This is a genomic window from Bacillus sp. C28GYM-DRY-1 (genome assembly GCF_030519405.1).
GTDB classification, from domain to species: domain Bacteria; phylum Bacillota; class Bacilli; order Bacillales; family Bacillaceae; genus Bacillus; species Bacillus spizizenii_A.
This window is the reverse complement of record NZ_JAUMKF010000001.1, coordinates 235,833-252,983: the sequence shown is the minus strand read 5'-3', so window position 1 is coordinate 252,983 and position 17,151 is coordinate 235,833. Positions and strand designations below refer to the sequence as shown.

The following is a 17,151-nucleotide window of genomic DNA, read 5'->3' as shown; positions in this document are numbered from 1 at the left end:
CTTTGTAAATTCGGATGCTTGTGAATTTTATTCAAGCCCATCATCCGGGTATTCTTTCTTCAGCTTTACCTCATTTCGCGATTCATTATACTCATAAATTTTGATATAGCCGTTCTCCACAACACCAAAATGATTATGTTCAAGCGGGAACGAGGTTGGCCGAGGCGTTTCATAGCCTGAATTGCCGCTGTCTGTTTCGATGATGGTATCTTGATTCCCGCACGCCCCGAACAGTAAAAAAACAGCTATCCACACAAGTGCAATCCTGATTCGTCTCAGTTCTGCTTCGCTTTCAAACAAGGCCGCGCCACTCCCAGTTACGATTTTTTACATGATATTCGATTAGTCTTGCATATGTTGATCTCATAAAAAAGACCGTGCCTTGCATGGTCCGCTTACCAAAAAGCTTGAAACGAAAGTGGATCAAAAAAAAATGGCTGACGGGATTCCCCCGACAGCCTCCCCATGTCTTGACATGGTATTTTTTAATCTATTCGAGTTCAAGCTGGACGTTTTTTTGCGGTGCAAATGTTGAGATCGCATGTTTATAGATAAGCTGCTGCTTACCTTCCGATTCCAGCAATACGGTAAAGTTATCAAAGCCTTTCACCTGGCCACGCAACTGAAAGCCATTCAGCAAAAAAACAGTGACATACGTATTTTCTTTCCGGATTTGATTCAAAAACTGATCCTGAATATTAATCGGTTTCATGTTTCGTCCTCCTTGATTCTCTATATCATACAGTTTCGATTAAAGTTCGAGTTTTCCTGCTATATGTTTGAAAATTTCCTTTTTTTTTAGCTCCATATCAACGGGCGGTGTCATATCGAACCAGGTAACCTGCATTTTGTTGCGAAACCACGTCAGCTGGCGTTTCGCGTACCGCCTTGAATTCTGCTTTAGCTGATCGACGGCATCAGAAAGTGTCACAAAACCGTCAAAATATGCATATAGCTCCTTATAGCCTATTGCCTGTATCGATTGACAGTCTCTCACATTCCTGTCGTAGAGTCGTTTCACTTCCGGAAGAAGACCTGCCTCCATCATCATATCGACCCGCTGATTAATTCTTGCGTAAAGCGTGTCTCTATCCATTTTCAGTCCGATTAACACTGCATTGTACAGAAGTTCTCGTTTTTGTTCCTTCAAATGCTGAGACATCGTTTTTCCGGACGTATGTAAAATTTCCAGCGCACGAATGACTCTTCTCGTATTATTGGGATGAATCGCAGCTGCTGCCTCTGGATCTGCCGCAGCAAGTTTGGCATGAAGAAAATCAGCGCCTTGCCGCTCGGCGGCTACTTGCAGGCTCTGTCGAAACGCAGGATCATTCGCCTCTTCCGTAAATGTATAATCGTAAAGCACAGATTGTATATAAAGCCCTGTACCGCCGACAATCATCGGAAGCTTTCCTCTTTTTGCAATCTCGCTGATTTTGTTTCTCACTAAGCTTTGATAATCGGCGGTGGAGAAGGAATCTTGGGGGTCTAAAATGTCAATGAGATGATGGGGTACCCCTTCCATCTCCTGTTCAGTGATTTTAGCTGTTCCAATATCCATTCCTTTATAAACCTGCATCGAATCCCCGCTGATAATTTCCGCGTTCAAAGATTTAGCTAGCTGAATACTTAAATTTGTTTTCCCCACTGCCGTCGGTCCGACTAAAATGACAACGGGCTGCTTCGTATTATTCAATGTGTATCACTCTCTTTTATAAATCTCCCCCCATTATAGCATTCATCATGTACAACCACCTATCCATTTTGCCCTTTTTTTGAACCGGTAAACATCTTTCTACCACCCGAGGGGTTCATTGCCGACGATTTCTCTCGTCTTTCCTTTCAGGGCATGCCGATGCGTTTTTCTTCCGTCATCTTTCGGATCATACACAACGCCTCCGTACCGGATGTCAATCGGATCATTATAGGCCAGATATGTCGTTTCTTCGATTTCGTGATAATGTGTGCCGTCTGATAAGGGAATTGCAGGCCCTGAGATTCCGTAATATCGGTGAAAATGGCCGTTTTCAAAAGAAGTGATCCCTGTAAAGTAATGTGTATGCTGATCAATATTCGATCCATTAGCTGGCTGAGTAAAGCCTTCAATGAGATGATAATGCCCCTGTTCTCTTGTCGTTTTGACATGATAAGCGTGTGCGTGAGGCGGCGCTTTTGACCAGTCAGACGGATACAGGCCCAAAGTGATCACACCCCTTCCTTTTCAACAAACGCCCAATCAAATCTGGGTAGGCTGAATACACTGCATCATCTACACTTTATTTCAGGAGGAAAGAAAAGATGAACGAGATAAGCAATTTTACTGCTGAAGATACAAGAATATTTGGAAGACCCTTCGGATATGGGAGGCCTGGATTCGGCTACGGGTTTGGAAGACCTGGATTCGGGTTTGGCCGGCCATTCGGTTTTTACGGGGGACCTTTTTTCGGCGGCCTAGTTGGCGGGCTGGTAGGAAGCGCTTTATTTAATCCTTATTTTTATGGCGGATATCCCTATTATCCGTACGCTCCATTTCCTTACTATTATTAAACACAAAAGGCCTCTTCAAAAGGGGTCTTCTTCGGTGATTGAAAATGAATCTCTTGACTCATACATAAGCATACACTAATATTTTTCTAGCTGTAGATCTTTTCAAATCTAAAAATGTAGTTGAAGTGAGGAGAATGTAACATGTTGGTAGGATATATATTCCTCACGATTGCCATTTGCTCGGAATCGATAGGAGCGGCCATGCTGAAAGTATCTGACGGCTTCAAAAAATGGAAGCCAAGCGCTTTAGTCGTGATTGGCTATTCCCTCGCCTTTTATATGCTGTCGCTCACCTTAAACCATATCCCCCTCAGCCTCTCGTATGCGACGTGGAGTGGTGTAGGCACGGTGCTGACGGCAGTGATCGGAGTGAAATGGTTTAAGGAAGAATTGAATGTCAAAGGGCTTATCGGGATTCTTTTATTACTATCAGGGGTCGTGTTACTTAACTGGCAGTAAAGGAGTGATAATGATGAAAGGATTGCTTTATTTGGCTCTTGCCATTGTATTTGAGGTTTTCGGGAGCACAATGCTAAAGCTTTCAGAAGGATTTACACAGGCCTGGCCCGTTGTTGGAGTCATTGCCGGATTTCTTTCTGCTTTTACCTTTCTAAGCTTTTCTTTAAAAACAATTGACTTATCAAGCGCGTATGCGACATGGTCTGGCGTTGGAACGGCGCTTACAGCCATTGTCGGATTTTTGCTTTTTGGCGAAACCATCAGTTTAAAGGGCGTGTTCGGGCTCACGCTTGTCATTGCAGGCGTCGTCGTATTAAATCGGTCGAAAGCCCCTGCTAAAGAAAAAAAAACAGACGGTCTGTGAATGACCGTCTGTTTCTTATTCTCCAGCTCGTTTTACAGAGGCTTCAAGCTGCAGCTCAACATTACCTTGAATTGCGCGTGAAATCATGCATGACGACTCCGCCTTTTCACAAAGCCTGTGCGCCAATGCGACATCTTCTTGTGAGGCATCATGTTTGAGCACGACAGAGGGACGGTGAATAATCTTTTTGTATGTAAAAACTCCTTTTGTGACGTCAACAATACCTTCTGACTCCATTTGCAAGTCTTCCTTATCTATCCCGCTTCTTTCCATCATCGCAGCAAGTGTAATAATGTAACAGGTAGCTGCCGCGCCGAGAAGCATTTCATCTGGGTTGGTCCCCTCTCCCGGCCCATCCATTTCTTTAGGAATGGAAATAGATGTGATTAAGTTCCCGCTTTCGATCGTACCAACGTCATTGCGGTTACCCGGCCAGTTCGCTTTTAAATAAAAATGATGATCTGCCATCGTATGTTTTGCCTCCTTTTATAATCCTATTTCAGTCTACTGATTTTCTCTTATTTTGTCTTCTGAACTGCTTGTTACGAATACTCTTTTTCAAGGACACTTTTGATCGCACGTACATAAGAATAAAATTCACTGTTCTTTGTATATTTCCTATTTTTATAATAAAAGTCATCGAAAAATGCTTCTCTTTGCTCGCGGCTGATCTCCAGCTGGATACTCAGCCCCGTTTCCCCTTGGTTGTTAATGTTTTCGGCACTCAATCCTGCAAGACCGCTTTTAGACGACGCTAACTCAGCGGGAAACCCTCTTCTCTCAAGGGCTCTTACGATCATTTTCGCCCGCTTTCGATCTGTGCCTCCAACAAGTGTATTCTTATCTTCCCCCTTATATCCGTGAAAAGCCACAACATATTGGTGCTCCTTGATTTTCTTTTCGGCCAATGGCTCATCAAAGTTAGTGCTTGTAATGTGAAGCGTCTGGTTATCGTGTGACTTCAACCCTTCAAATAGGTATGTAGAGAATTCATTATTGAAATACCGCACAAGCTCGCTTACTCCGCCTTCAATTCTTCCTCCGTGTGGAGACATAATTAACACTTTGCTTCCTTTTTTTTCACTATAAGAAATATCATAATTGGCTGGGCTCTCATTTTCTGCCAAGCTACTGAAATTTGAATATGTATCTGGCTGATTAGATGGTTCAGGTTCTAATGAGTAATTAACATATCTCAGGAATAAGACAATGGCTAAGACTAATATGACATTTAGTATAAATCTTCTCATGTTTAACTCCTTTCATAAGAATGGCGAGGTTCATTATATGAGGTTTAGCCAATAGGTTTTATCTTACCATTGTATACAGTATATCATCAGTGAAAAAGTTCCCGGTTTCAAAAAATCAATTGATTGTCACGGATCATAGCGGTTCATTTGAAATATGAGTGAAAAAAGATTGAGAGGAAAATAAAAAAAGTAGGCATAACCTCACTTGGCAATTACATGTATAAAGGTTTAAGGAGGGTTTTATTAGCGGCTGCCCGGTTTATGAGACGGACAGCCTGTTATCGATCTGCCAAATAGAGATTTTGTTTATTTGTTCCCACAAAGTCACAGGAGAGGATCGAATCCAACAAAAACGTTCTGATCTGTTGTTTCGAAAAACAAAATGCTTTGATTAGTGTTTGTTTTTTCTGTCTTACAATAATCGTTCTTTTACTAATCGTCCCGTCTTTCTTCATATATATAATGCTAATTGGTATTTGGCTTTCCAAAGACCGATGTAAGAAGAAATTCATACAGCTGCTCTCCCCTTGCCAGTTTGATATGACCTCATTATAACGCGAACAAATGTTCTTTTTCAATCCCCAATGATTGCCATGACTTCTGAATCTGATTGAAAGATTCATAAAAACCAACTCTTATCCACCTCTTCTAAAGGACAAACAAACTTACCAAAGCTACCATCTATTCATAGAGTATACAGAGAACATTATAATAGGAGGAAAATACATGTTTGGGTACTCTATGGTACAAATGGTGAGAGCAAATGCTCATAAGCTAGATTGGCCGTTGCGGGAGAGCGTCTTGCAGCTTTACAAGCCCTTCAAATGGACTCCTTGCTTCTTGCATCAGTTTTTTGAAACCAAATTGAAAAACAGAAAAAAAATGTCAGTCATTATTGAATTTGAAGAAGGCTGTCAAGAGACCGGCTTTCAAATGGCTGGAGAGGTGCTGCAAAAAGAAAAGCGCAGCAAGCTAAAAAGCCGCTTCAATAAAATCAATTGCTGCACCGCGGAGGTTACCCCTTCAGCGTTACATTCCCTTCTTTCTGAATGCAGCGATATTCGCAAAGTGTATTTAAACCGCGAAATCAAAGCGCTTCTAGACACGGCAACCGAAGCAAGCCATGCGAAGGAAGTCATCAGAAACGGGCAAACCCTGACAGGAAAAGGTGTTACTGTCGCTGTTGTCGATACAGGCATTTACCCGCATCCTGATTTAGAAGACAGAATTATCGGATTTGCGGACTTGGTCAATCAAAAAACAGAACCGTATGATGATAACGGCCATGGCACACACTGTGCAGGTGATGTCGCAAGCAGCGGCGCATCCTCTTCCGGCCAATACCGCGGGCCTGCACCGGAAGCCAATCTAATCGGTGTAAAGGTTTTGAACAAGCAAGGTTCAGGAACGTTAGCAGATATTATTGAAGGTGTAGAATGGTGTATTCAATACAATGAGGACAACCCGAATGAACCGATTGATATTATCAGTATGTCGCTTGGTGGCGATGCGCTTAGATATGATAATGAACAGGAAGACCCGTTAGTCAGAGTGGTTGACGAAGCGTGGAACGCAGGGATTGTCGTCTGTGTCGCTGCCGGAAACTCAGGGCCTGATCCACAAACGATTGCAAGCCCAGGCGTGAGCGAAAAGGTGATTACAGTAGGTGCCCTTGACGATAACAATACCGCAAACAGCGATGATGATACGGTCGCTTCATTCTCAAGCCGCGGGCCGACAGTATATGGGAAAGTAAAGCCCGATATTTTAGCGCCGGGTGTTGATATCATTTCCCTTCGCTCTCCGAATTCTTATATCGATAAGCTTCAAAAGTCAAGCCGTGTAGGATCTCAGTACTTTACAATGTCAGGAACGTCGATGGCAACTCCGATCTGTGCAGGAATTGCTGCTTTAATCCTTCAGCAAAATCCGGACCTTACACCTGATGAAGTAAAAGAGCTGTTGAAAAATGGCACGGACAAATGGAAAGATGAAGATCCGAATGTTTACGGAGCGGGCGCCGTCAACGCGGAAAATTCCGTTCCTGGCCAATAGACAGCATTAAAAAGCCGGTAATTCTCCCTCAGCAGACTTGCCGGTTTTATGTTTTCAATTTTCATAATAATAGGATAAGATAACGAAAAATAGATAAAGGATCTGGAAAAGCTGCCATATTATATCTGCAAAACATGCGGAGTACAACATGCGCAGAGTGTAAAGCCGCCGAACTCATGTCTGATATGCGATGATGAAAGGCAGTATATTCATCCGGATGTACAATCTTGGACAACCCTTGAAGACATGCATGAAAAAGGAAACCTTCAAAACATCCTTAAAAATGAAGAAGAGCATCTTTACAGCATCAAAACGGAACCAGAGTTTGCGATCGGACAAACAGCACATTTGATCCAGCATAAGGGCTTCAACGTGCTATGGGATTGCATTTCATATCTTGACCAAAACACAATTGACCAAATGAAAGAATTAGGCGGTATTCAAGCCATCGCTTTGTCTCATCCACATTATTACTCTACTCAGGTTGAATGGGCTGAAGCGTTTCAGGCTCCGATTTATATTCACGAGGATGACAAAGAATGGGTTGACAAGGCCCAGCAATTACATTCATTTCTGGACAGGAGAAACTCTTAACATGAAGCCGGGACTGGACCTTTACCGCCTGGGCGGACATTTTAAGGGCGGCGCCGTTCTTCATTGGAGCAGCGGCAATGCTAGGAAAGGCTTCCTATTGACCGGGGATATCATTACAGTTACGGCGGATCGGAACTGGGTCAGCTTTATGTACAGCTATCCAAATCTCATTCCCCTCCCCGCCTCCAAAGTTGAAGAAATAGCAGCCAAAGTAGAACCGCTTCAATTTAACCGGATTGATAATGCTTTTTCAAAAGTTGTCAAAGAGAATGCCGGCGAAGCGGTCCAGCGTTCTGCCGTACGTTATATCAAGGCTCTGAACAGCGAATTGTTTTATACATAGAGGGTGAGGCGGCTCTTTTCCGTGTAAAAGATGCAGCAATTGGGAATAGTATCGTGTAGATAAAAGGAGGAATATTGATGGCACACACGAATACACAGCTTTCTCAATGGCTGGAATCAAAAGTCGGCCAAACGCTTGATATTAGAAAAGGTGAATTGACCCATGATGAAGAGATTTCAGACTTGGATCAGATTGTTCTCCACCTTCAAAAAGTGGGTATACGCAGCACGAATCATCCTGATGACTATGTTGCAAAAGAAGAACTCGTTTTAGAAGGCGAAGGAACAACATTCACTGAGGACGGCAACGTACCGCTTCCGCAAAATGCCTATGAGATTCCTTTATTAGGCGATATGCATATTCACCAAGAAAACGAAGGATTGAAGGTTATAACAGATCGTGCAGTCTATACATTTGATGTCCAGCACAGCTAACAGTCAATTAAATCATACAGCTTAGCGCCTTTGAGCTTTCATTCAAAGGCGCTGCTTTACATGGTCTCTTTCAAAAGTATATCGCGTAGGAGTATATCGTTTATGCATTCTATACTTAGTGATTTGACCCGTTTCTTTTTACAGCTTGATCAATATTCCCTCCCCTCTGTCTCATATGTTCCCATTTACACAAATTGATTCAACATGCTGCATAATGACACGTTTGATTCTGTCTTTATTCACTCTCATAGGGTCAAGCATCGCATGCAAAGCCAAGCCATCAATAAGCGCGTAAAGTCTCTCAGCTTCAATATCTTTATCAGCATCCTGCCTCAGTAAATTGAATTCATCTAAATAGGCAATCAGATTCCGCATGCCGCTGTAAATCCCGTCATGATTTGCATCAAACATATCCTGTTTATGTCTGGCGTAAACCGTAAAAGCAAACCACACCTCCATCTCTCTAACCGTTTCTTCATTCGTTGGGACAATTTCAAGCAAAATATGTAACACTTTTTCCTTAGGGGGCATATCCCTCATCGTAATGTCCTTAATTCGGGCCATCACCTTTTCTTTAACGAGTTTCATTGCAAAAACAAGCAGATCATCCTGAGTAGAAAAATAATGGCGCAGCGCACCTAATGACAATCCTGCTTCCTTTGCAATGTTTCTGGCTGAGGCTCCCTCCATCCCCCGCTCTAAAATCACCCGCCACGTTGCTTCTGCAATTTCTTTTCTTCTTTTCTCATGGTCAATTTGTTTTGGCATAGCTTTATTGTAACAAGAAAAGAATAAGAGAGCAATTTTTATAATACAGTTGTGTTGCAAAAACAAAGGTGGTAACATATTATTTACATAATACAGCTGTATTGAAAAGAGGGAGATGGATTGAACGGTATCGCATGGATGATTGTCTTCTGTGAAATTGCGTTTTGGATTGTGATTGTTTTAGGGCTATCTGTACGCTACCTATTCAAACAGCATACATTAGGACTGCTATTCCTTGCCTTAACTCCAATTATTGATTTGATCTTATTAGCGGCAACTGGTGTGGACCTTTACCGCGGAGCCTCAGCGACTGCTGCCCACGGGATTGCTGCTGTTTACATCGGGGTATCGATCGCCTATGGGAAACAAATGATTCAATGGGCAGATGAAACATTTCAATATTATGTGACAAAAAAAGGCGCCAAACCGATGAAACGTTTTGGAATGGATCATGCCAAGCACTATGCGAAAGGCTGGATCAAACATGTGCTAGCCTACCTTATTGGTGCGGGACTATTAGCAGGGATAATCTATTTTATCAACGATTCTGCCCGAACCGAGGCATTGAGCGGCATTCTAAAACTGTGGACTGTCATCATAGGCATTGATTTTCTCATTACAGCCAGCTATTTTATTTGGCCAAAAAAAGAGAAAGCTTCGGCGAATCTCAGGAGTTAACACGATGAAAAAGGTCCTTCCCCAGCGGAAAGGACCATTTTCTTGTAAAAATATGTTATACTATTTTCATTAGAAAACAGACTTATAGATCTTTTGGGCTCCTTCAAGGGTATGAGTAAGCAGGTGAAGGGAGTGTCATACATGAGCCAAAAAGAACAGAACGAGCACTCTAAAGATTGTAGCCTGAGATCAAGATTAATCGGAATTGTATCGATCACTTTCATCGTTGCCATTGCACTTGTAGTGATCCTCGGCGGCTATTTCTTTGGGTTAAAAGGATTATTCTCCATACTGGGCCTCACATATGATTCAAATCAAACATTAGTTTTATTTATTTTAGTCTGTTTTGCTGTCGGCTTGATCATAGACCCACTCACAAAGGTTGTCTCTATAATTTTGGCAAGATCACTCTCATTGAAAAAGACTGCACTTTTTGCTTTTATACTGTACTTTGTGAGCAATTTCATAACGATCTGTTTTGCAGATTACTTTATGCAGTCTATATATATTCCAGATGTCTTTCTTGTTGTGATATCAGCGTTGATGGCTTTCATTGAACTTGCCTTTGATGACCGGCCAAATGGGAAAGCGGCTTAAAACCGCCTATGATGATTCATAGCGGTTTTTGCTTTTATATCATTCTCATCGTCTAATTTTGCTAAATAATCCATAAGAAAATGTAAAATGTAAAATGATGAGTGGAATAATAGAATCAATGATGATATATAAAGCAGAAAACAAAGCCCCAACCAGTGAAGTTCTGATCACTCCCTGCCACAGCCCCTGATATATATGAGCTACTCCAAAAAGGAGTGATGCAAGCAGGATGATGACCCAGATTGAAACTTGCGGGAACAAAAACACAAGAACAAATATTAAAAACCCTCTATAAATGATTTCCTCCGTTACACCGGCTGTTAAGGATACATAATTCCAAACCTTTTTCTCATTACAATGAAACAGGCAGGATGGGCGCGGCAGCCGAGGTCTTTAACTCTTCCGCTTTTTTATTTATTATATCTTTCCTGGTCTTCGGACTAAACGTGAAACCAATAATACAATACATCACAAGGATTACATATAAAACACCTAATCCCAGCAAAAGATAGGATGCAAGCGGACCGAGAGGATCTGTATGTATTGTCGGCATAGTGAATCCAATTTGTTTGAATGAGAGATCGGTAAAAGCCACTAAAGCTAAAATAAACAAAACTGGACCCCATAATCTGATCATTATACGAACATAATACTTCACTCTCTCATTTCCATTTTCACCAGTCTTAATGTTTCTTTTAAACTTTTGAAAATCAATGTATCCATATATCGGTTCGTAGATCAATAAGAATAGAATGAACGCCCCAAATACATTTCAATCACACTAAACACCCTCCTTTTACTTTAAGATTATTCATTTATAAAATTGGACGACAGCCCAAACGCTCTCAATGAAAAACAAAACTCCCTGTTCATAAAACAGGAAGCAAAACAATGCTGATTTGATTTAGATTCTGCATTCATAAATAATTCCTTCAATCTCATGCTCAAGCTCATCCAAAAGGATGATTCTATTCGGTTCGATTGTCATATTCCCACCTCCTTAACTCAAAATATACATTTATTTCAATTATTTGCAAACAATTTATTATGGTATGAGATATATCCATAAACTCATTAGAAAGTATAACCCTTGTCACTATTTTGAACGTTTCAAAACTGATTCTTAACGTATTACACCAAATGAGTACAAAAAAAGCATTGATCCATTCAAAGAATGTCTCAATGCTAAATTTACCCCTTCGCCAAACCCCGCTACATCACACGCTTAAACATCTTCTCCATCTCATACGTAGAATGGTGAATGATGATCGGACGGCCGTGCGGGCATGTAAATGGGTCTGATGTGCTTCGAAGGTCGTCCAGAAGCGCTTTGATTTCGTCATTTCTGAGGTGGCGGTTTGCTTTGATGGAGCCCTTGCAGCTCATCATAATCGCTGCCTCCTCGCGCAGTTTTTTAATATCAATATTTTTGGAATCGAGCACCTGCTGTATGATTTCTTCAATCAGCTCAGCTTCTTCCCCCTTTGGAAACCAGGCCGGGTGGCAGCGGACGATGTAGCTGTTTGAGCCGAATGACTCTAAAAAGACACCGACGCTTTCGAGTTCTTGTTTGTGCTGTTCAATAATCAGCGCCTCGTTCGTGGAGTAGTGGAATGTCAGTGGCACGATCATATCCTGCACCTCAGGCTCAACCTCCCCCACCTTTTCACGGAAATATTCGTATTTAATACGTTCTTGGGCGGCATGCTGGTCGATAATATACAGGCCGTTTTCGTTTTGCGCCAATATATAAGTCCCATGCATCTGGCCGATCGGGTACATAATCGGAACCCGCTCAGACGTTGGCTCCGACTGTTCTTCTTGATGGTGTTCCTGCTCAAGTGCCACAGGCTGATCCTCTGAAACATCAGGCGCTTCAATGCTTTGTTCCTGATCAACAATAGATGGCGAATTAAATTGGGCAGAGGGCCATTCTTCCTCCGTATTAACCGGCTCTTTCACGACTGAGCTGAGCTTCATTGGCGAATAAGATGGTGCAGGCGCTTTTTCCGGAACTTTTCTTTCAGCAGGCTTTTCATCAAAGGTTATGAACTGCTGCTCATTTTTGATGGCAGGTGCTGATCTTTTCGGGAGCTGGGCACTTGGAATCAGCTGCTGCTGTTTAAACACATCTTTAATTCCGTCACGAATTAAATCATGAAGCTCTGTTTCCTTGCTGAGACGGACCTCAAGCTTCGATGGATGCACATTGACATCAACTAAAATCGGGTCCATCGTAATTTCTATAAAAGTAATTGGATGGCGTCCGATCGGCAGAAGCGTATGATATCCTTCATGAACCGCTTTGACGAGCGGGAAATTTTTAATGTAACGGCCATTGACCACAGACGACATATAGTTTCTCGACGCCCGTGTGATCTCTGGGAGAGCGATATATCCCTTTACTTCAAAATCCAAAGAGCTCACATGCAGCGGAAGCATTTTTTTGGCGACAGCTGTGCCATAAATCGCTGCCAGTACATGGCGCACATCTCCGTTCCCGTTCGTTTGAAGCAGGTTTTTCCCATGATGGCGCAGGCGGATCGATACCTCCGGATGGGCAAGTGCAATACGGTTGACCACATCTGTAATGTTCCCAAGCTCTGTATGAACGGTTTTCATATATTTCAAGCGGGCCGGTGTGTTAAAAAACAGATTGGAAACGACAATTTCGGTTCCCTTCCTGCTTGAGGTACGTGATTCGGAAATGATATTTCCTCCTTGGAGTACGAGCTTCGTCCCTGCTCCTTCACCGGTGCTGGTCGTCATCTCCAGATGAGAGACTGACGCGATACTCGGCAGTGCTTCTCCCCTAAAACCAAGCGTTCTCACCCTGAATAAATCATTTTCATCTTTTATTTTACTCGTTGCGTGGCGGCGGAAAGCACGCTTGCAATCCTCATTTTCCATTCCTTCGCCGTTATCAAGCACCCGAATGGATGCAAGACCTGCTTCCTCAATATCGATTTCAATGACTGTGCTGTCAGCGTCAATCGCATTTTCCACTAATTCCTTGACGACTGAGGCGGGCCGCTCCACAACCTCGCCCGCCGCTATTTTATTTGAAAGCTCATCTGACAGCTGGATGACTTTTGCCACATTCATCACCCCGTTTTAATGTAATTTCTTTTGCAGCTTATACATTTCATTCATCGCTTCAAGCGGCGTCATATCCAATATATTAAGTGATTTAATAGCATCGAGCACTTGCTTTTCTTTTTTTGAAAGCTTTGGCGCAACAGCCGGCTTTTCTGCTTCGTCAAAAAAGGACAGCTGTGCCGGTTCTTCTTTTACTTGGGGTTTCCGCACCGGTACTTCCGGTTTGTTCCCAGAATGCTCAAGCTCTTTTAAAATATCTTGAGCGCGCGAAATAAGATCTTCCGGCAGCTCAGCAAGCTGGGCTACATGGATCCCGTAGCTTTTGTCAGCGGCTCCTTCTTTAATTTGATGAAGAAAGACAACCGTTCCGTTATATTCTTCAGCGCGGACATGAACATTTTTCAGCTGCGGCAGCTTGTCCTCAAGAACAGTCAGCTCGTGATAGTGCGTGCTGAACAGCGTCTTGGAGCCGATATGATCGTGAACATATTCGATAATGGCTTGTGCCAGCGCCATGCCGTCATAAGTGGACGTTCCCCGCCCGATTTCGTCAAACAGAATCAGGCTGTTTTTCGTCGCATTTACAATTGCATTTTTAGCTTCCAGCATTTCCACCATAAATGTACTTTGTCCGGAAATCAAATCATCAGCAGCGCCGATCCGCGTGAAAATTTGATCAAAAATCGGAAGCACCGCTTTCTTCGCGGGTACAAAGCAGCCGATTTGCGCCATAATAGAAATGAGCGCAATTTGTCTCATATACGTGCTCTTCCCTGACATGTTTGGACCGGTAATGAGAAGCATTTGTCTATTATCGCCCATCATACAATTGTTCGGGACGTATTCCTGGCTGTCCATGACCTTTTCCACAACCGGGTGTCTGCCTTCTACCACTTCGACTTCATCTTTAGAGAACTTCGGTTTCGTATAGTGACGATTTTCACTGATTGTCGCAAAGCACTGCAGTGCGTCAAGCTCGCTCATCTGTTTGGCAAGCTGCTGCAGCCTCGGAATATACAGTTTCACTTTCTCACGCAGCTCGGTGAATAGCTCGTATTCCAGCTCGCAGATGTTATTTTCCGCTTCTAAAATGAGCGCTTCTTTTTCTTTTAATTCAGGTGTAATGTAGCGCTCTGCATTCGTTAACGTCTGCTTCCGCTCATAGCGCCCTTCCTCAAGCAAATGCAGATTCGCTCTTGTCACTTCTATATAATAACCGAAAACTTTATTGAAACCGACCTTTAAAGAGCGAATGCCTGTGTATTCTCGCTCCTGCTGTTCCAGGCGGGCAATCCAGTCTTTTCCGTTTTTGCTTGCGTCACGGTATTCATCAAGCTTTTGATTATATCCGTCTTTAATCAGGTTCCCTTCTTTTAACGATAAAGGAGGGTTTGCGTACAGCGCTTCTTCCAGCAGTTCAAGCACATCCCCGCAAGGATCAATGCGCTCCGCACGTTCCTTGGCCTTGTCATGAGCCAGTGAAGCAACCAGCTGTTTGATGCCAGGCACTTGCTTTAACGATTCCTTCAGCTGAATCAAATCCCGTGCATTGACATTCCCAAATGCGACGCGGCCTGCAAGTCGTTCTAAGTCATATACTTCTTTTAACCGCTCACGCAGATCTTCCCGTTCAAAGAAATGAGACATCAATGTTTCCACCATTTCTTGGCGTTCTTCGATTTGATTGACTCTAATAAGCGGCCGGTCAATCCACTGTTTAAGCAGCCGGCCTCCCATTGCAGTTTTTGTTTCATCCAGCAGCCACAAAAGAGAGCCTTTTTTATTTTTCGAACGGATCGTTTCGGTCAGCTCCAGATTTCGCTTTGAGTACAAATCAATTTTCATCGCTTCCTCAAGCTCATACACCTGTACGGGCTGAAGATGATCAAGGCTGCGCTTTTGAGTTCTCTTTAGATACGTATACAAGCGCAAAAATGTTTTTGTCACATCTTCATTTTCTAAATGCTCAATGATCATGACGTGTTCGTCTGTTTCACCATCTTCAATCGAGATCGTGGCACCGCACCGCTCTTTCAGCTGTGCGACCGTATCCGCATCCAGGCTGCCTGAAACGACGATTTCCCGTGCGCCAACTGAATAAACTTCTGATATGACATCTTCTAGCCGTTCAATCAAGACAGCCAAATTTTCTCCTGTTGTTAAATCAGACAGCGCCAGCCCGTATCCGTTTGAGCAAGCGGAAACAGATGCGATAAAGTTGTTTTCTGATTCATGGATACCCTTGCCGTCCATTACAGTTCCGGGTGTAATAAGCTGAACCACTTCACGTTTCACAACGCCCTTTGCGGCTTTCGGATCTTCCGTCTGTTCACAGATAGCCACTTTATACCCTTTTTTAATCAACTGCTCGATATACGCGGAAGCAGAATGATAGGGCACACCGCACATCGGTATTTTTTCAGCCGCACCGCCGTCTCTGCTTGTTAACGTAATTTCCAGCTCTTGTGACGCTTTTTTGGCGTCCTCAAAAAACATTTCGTAAAAATCACCAAGGCGAAAAAATAAAAAGGCATCCTGGTGCTCTGCCTTTATTTTTAAATATTGCTGTATCATAGGCGTATAACCGGCCATTGTTTAATCCCTCACTATGTATCAACGTTTCTATTTTCCAGCCTTCATTATAACATAAACAAAAAGTGATAAAAGAATGATATATCAATATAAAAAAGAGACTTGGGGGTACTGTCTCCCCTAGTCCCTTTTTTATTCTTCTGGATCTCCTACTAAAAATTCCGGGTTGATGTCTTCCAGCTCTTCTTCAAGCTCATCTTCCCAATCTTCTTCGTCTTCCTCTTCCCAATCAGGATTGACCTCAACCACTACCTTTGTTTCTCCTACCACTTCCGCCAAAAACTCCCTTTCTGCCTGCACAACAATTTTATTTCCATTCGGTGAAATGGTCACTTCTAGACAGTTAGGCTGCTGAAGAACTTTTGCAATCACTTCATGCTCATCATCTAAGTAATTGTTGTCTCTGTATCTGAGTTTGATGACATCTACGTATTTCACCCGTTCTGTGACAACCTCTGTTTTTGTGTTGTCCGCGTAAGAGTACCATACGTTTATATCATAATACCCTTCAATTTCTACCGTTTTCCCGATTTTTTCAGCATCATACTTGTGGTTAATGATCCAACCGCCCAAAATGCTGCTCGGTTTTTTCTCAGGGGAGATGGTATTGGTGCATTGGGTGAATTTTCTGCCTTTCGCTACTACCGCCTTCGTAATAATTTCCCTGTATTCAGACATTCCGGCATGCCTCCTTGTTCTTCTTCGTGTTATCTTATGCTGGGCATTTGTCTAGTGTGCATTTTTATAAATAAAATATAAAAATACAAAGTTTCTGTTCCATTGTATGCAGGCCCGCCTAGAAACTTTACTTTTAAGTGCGATAAAGTTTACTTGCGGCTGAGCAGAGAAAAACAAATTGAACACTTGGCACATAGATTATTTAGTTCATTTTTATCCATTTGAATATAAAAAAACACGGGCCTGTAAAGGCACCGTGTTTAGAGAGAACAGCTATTATTTGAATGCTTCACCTTCGAACCGGTTTCCCCTTTCAGGAGGTCGCCTCCGGTTGACGTGATAATTTCATTTGTGACTTGATTGGAAATGGTGTGCGCAACGAGCTGCAGAAGGTCATTTACTACCATCTGCGAGTCTCTGAATTCCTGGATGACAGGAATCTCTTCAAGCTCTTCTTGCAGCGCGTCAATTTTTGCTTCTACTTGTTTGAGTGCTTCATGCTTTTCATAATGCTTCAGATTGACAGCCTGCTTTTGCAGGGCTTTAATCTGATTAATAATTGTAGACACTTTGTCATTCTCATTGATTTGCGCTTCAGCCCGTTTGAAAAAATCAACCTCTTCTGTTTCAGAGATCATTTTTGCAAGGTTTCGAGCCTGCTGCACAATGTCTTTTTTTGAGTAGAGCGTCATC

General features: G+C 42.7%; 20 protein-coding genes and 2 pseudogenes. 8 read left to right on the top strand and 14 right to left on the bottom strand.

Features of this window, described 5'->3' with window-relative positions; all coding sequences use genetic code 11:
* Positions 1-27 precede the first annotated feature (27 nt).
* The 4 genes from Q3W56_RS01275 to Q3W56_RS01260 form a co-directional block, all read right to left on the bottom strand.
* Positions 28-300 carry a YmzC family protein gene (locus Q3W56_RS01275; protein ID WP_302894224.1) on the bottom strand — a complete coding sequence of 91 codons (273 nt, stop codon included), beginning with the start codon at positions 298-300 and terminating at the stop codon, positions 28-30.
* 190 nt (positions 301-490) lie between these two features.
* On the bottom strand, positions 491-712 hold the full coding sequence (hfq, locus tag Q3W56_RS01270) for an RNA chaperone Hfq (RefSeq protein ID WP_003221097.1): 222 nt from the start codon (positions 710-712) through the stop codon (positions 491-493).
* A 39-nt stretch (positions 713-751) separates the two neighbouring features.
* Positions 752-1,696, bottom strand: a complete 945-nt coding sequence (gene miaA, locus Q3W56_RS01265) for a tRNA (adenosine(37)-N6)-dimethylallyltransferase MiaA (protein ID WP_302894223.1) — start codon at positions 1,694-1,696, stop codon at positions 752-754.
* Positions 1,697-1,795: 99 nt separating this feature from the next.
* Positions 1,796-2,209: a YmaF family protein gene (locus Q3W56_RS01260; RefSeq protein ID WP_302894222.1), complete on the bottom strand. Its 414-nt coding sequence runs from the start codon at positions 2,207-2,209 to the stop codon at positions 1,796-1,798.
* An 89-nt stretch (positions 2,210-2,298) separates the two neighbouring features.
* Between Q3W56_RS01260 and Q3W56_RS01255 the strand changes: the two genes are divergently transcribed.
* From Q3W56_RS01255 to ebrB, 3 genes and pseudogenes are all read left to right on the top strand, one after another.
* Positions 2,299-2,547 (top strand): hypothetical protein, encoded by a 249-nt coding sequence (locus Q3W56_RS01255; protein ID WP_302894221.1) that lies wholly within the window; start codon positions 2,299-2,301, stop codon positions 2,545-2,547.
* A gap of 141 nt (positions 2,548-2,688) precedes the next feature.
* Positions 2,689-3,006, top strand: a complete 318-nt coding sequence (gene ebrA, locus Q3W56_RS01250) for a multidrug efflux SMR transporter subunit EbrA (RefSeq protein ID WP_302894220.1) — start codon at positions 2,689-2,691, stop codon at positions 3,004-3,006.
* A gap of 13 nt (positions 3,007-3,019) precedes the next feature.
* Positions 3,020-3,374, top strand: a pseudogene (ebrB, locus tag Q3W56_RS01245) (multidrug efflux SMR transporter subunit EbrB).
* An 11-nt stretch (positions 3,375-3,385) separates the two neighbouring features.
* Here the strand turns inward: ebrB and Q3W56_RS01240 are convergent.
* The 3 genes from Q3W56_RS01240 to Q3W56_RS01230 all read right to left on the bottom strand — a co-directional run bounded on the left by Q3W56_RS01240 (position 3,386) and on the right by Q3W56_RS01230 (position 5,132).
* Positions 3,386-3,838 (bottom strand): OsmC family protein, encoded by a 453-nt coding sequence (locus Q3W56_RS01240; protein ID WP_302894218.1) that lies wholly within the window; start codon positions 3,836-3,838, stop codon positions 3,386-3,388.
* 74 nt (positions 3,839-3,912) lie between these two features.
* Complete coding sequence (locus Q3W56_RS01235) at positions 3,913-4,620, bottom strand: poly-gamma-glutamate hydrolase family protein (protein ID WP_302894217.1); 708 nt, start codon at positions 4,618-4,620, stop codon at positions 3,913-3,915.
* Positions 4,621-4,898: 278 nt separating this feature from the next.
* Positions 4,899-5,132 carry a hypothetical protein gene (locus Q3W56_RS01230; RefSeq protein ID WP_302894216.1) on the bottom strand — a complete coding sequence of 78 codons (234 nt, stop codon included), beginning with the start codon at positions 5,130-5,132 and terminating at the stop codon, positions 4,899-4,901.
* Between the two features lie 214 nt (positions 5,133-5,346).
* Between Q3W56_RS01230 and aprX the strand changes: the two genes are divergently transcribed.
* The 3 genes and pseudogenes from aprX (at position 5,347) to ymzB (ending at position 8,046) form a co-directional block, all read left to right on the top strand.
* Complete coding sequence (gene aprX / locus Q3W56_RS01225) at positions 5,347-6,675, top strand: serine protease AprX (protein ID WP_302894215.1); 1,329 nt, start codon at positions 5,347-5,349, stop codon at positions 6,673-6,675.
* Between the two features lie 111 nt (positions 6,676-6,786).
* A pseudogene (locus Q3W56_RS01220) lies at positions 6,787-7,612 on the top strand (MBL fold metallo-hydrolase).
* A gap of 77 nt (positions 7,613-7,689) precedes the next feature.
* Complete coding sequence (gene ymzB / locus Q3W56_RS01215; RefSeq protein ID WP_019714473.1) at positions 7,690-8,046, top strand: protein YmzB; 357 nt, start codon at positions 7,690-7,692, stop codon at positions 8,044-8,046.
* Positions 8,047-8,217: 171 nt separating this feature from the next.
* On the opposite strand, the gene Q3W56_RS01210 is transcribed toward ymzB, so the two are convergent.
* Positions 8,218-8,814, bottom strand: coding sequence for a TetR/AcrR family transcriptional regulator (locus Q3W56_RS01210; RefSeq protein WP_302894214.1), 597 nt, complete (start codon positions 8,812-8,814; stop codon positions 8,218-8,220).
* Between the two features lie 120 nt (positions 8,815-8,934).
* Here Q3W56_RS01210 and Q3W56_RS01205 point away from each other — a divergent pair, with 120 nt between their 5' ends.
* Both Q3W56_RS01205 and Q3W56_RS01200 read left to right on the top strand, forming a co-directional pair.
* On the top strand, positions 8,935-9,492 hold the full coding sequence (locus tag Q3W56_RS01205) for a hypothetical protein (RefSeq protein WP_302894213.1): 558 nt from the start codon (positions 8,935-8,937) through the stop codon (positions 9,490-9,492).
* 141 nt (positions 9,493-9,633) lie between these two features.
* A complete protein-coding gene (locus tag Q3W56_RS01200) occupies positions 9,634-10,089 on the top strand; it encodes a regulatory YrvL family protein (protein ID WP_302894212.1) in 456 nt (151 codons plus the stop codon).
* A gap of 45 nt (positions 10,090-10,134) precedes the next feature.
* Here the strand turns inward: Q3W56_RS01200 and Q3W56_RS01195 are convergent, their stop codons facing one another.
* The 6 genes from Q3W56_RS01195 to ricA form a co-directional block, all read right to left on the bottom strand.
* Positions 10,135-10,368, bottom strand: a complete 234-nt coding sequence (locus tag Q3W56_RS01195) for a CPBP family glutamic-type intramembrane protease (RefSeq protein ID WP_302894322.1) — start codon at positions 10,366-10,368, stop codon at positions 10,135-10,137.
* 73 nt (positions 10,369-10,441) lie between these two features.
* Positions 10,442-10,702, bottom strand: a complete 261-nt coding sequence (locus Q3W56_RS01190) for a hypothetical protein (protein WP_302894211.1) — start codon at positions 10,700-10,702, stop codon at positions 10,442-10,444.
* A 599-nt stretch (positions 10,703-11,301) separates the two neighbouring features.
* Positions 11,302-13,188 carry a DNA mismatch repair endonuclease MutL gene (gene mutL, locus Q3W56_RS01185; RefSeq protein WP_302894210.1) on the bottom strand — a complete coding sequence of 629 codons (1,887 nt, stop codon included), beginning with the start codon at positions 13,186-13,188 and terminating at the stop codon, positions 11,302-11,304.
* Between the two features lie 15 nt (positions 13,189-13,203).
* Positions 13,204-15,780, bottom strand: a complete 2,577-nt coding sequence (mutS, locus tag Q3W56_RS01180; RefSeq protein ID WP_302894209.1) for a DNA mismatch repair protein MutS — start codon at positions 15,778-15,780, stop codon at positions 13,204-13,206.
* 132 nt (positions 15,781-15,912) lie between these two features.
* A complete protein-coding gene (cotE, locus tag Q3W56_RS01175; RefSeq protein WP_019714466.1) occupies positions 15,913-16,458 on the bottom strand; it encodes an outer spore coat protein CotE in 546 nt (181 codons plus the stop codon).
* 260 nt (positions 16,459-16,718) lie between these two features.
* Complete coding sequence (gene ricA, locus Q3W56_RS01170; RefSeq protein ID WP_302894208.1) at positions 16,719-17,150, bottom strand: regulatory iron-sulfur-containing complex subunit RicA; 432 nt, start codon at positions 17,148-17,150, stop codon at positions 16,719-16,721.
* Between the last annotated feature and the right edge of the window lies 1 nt (position 17,151).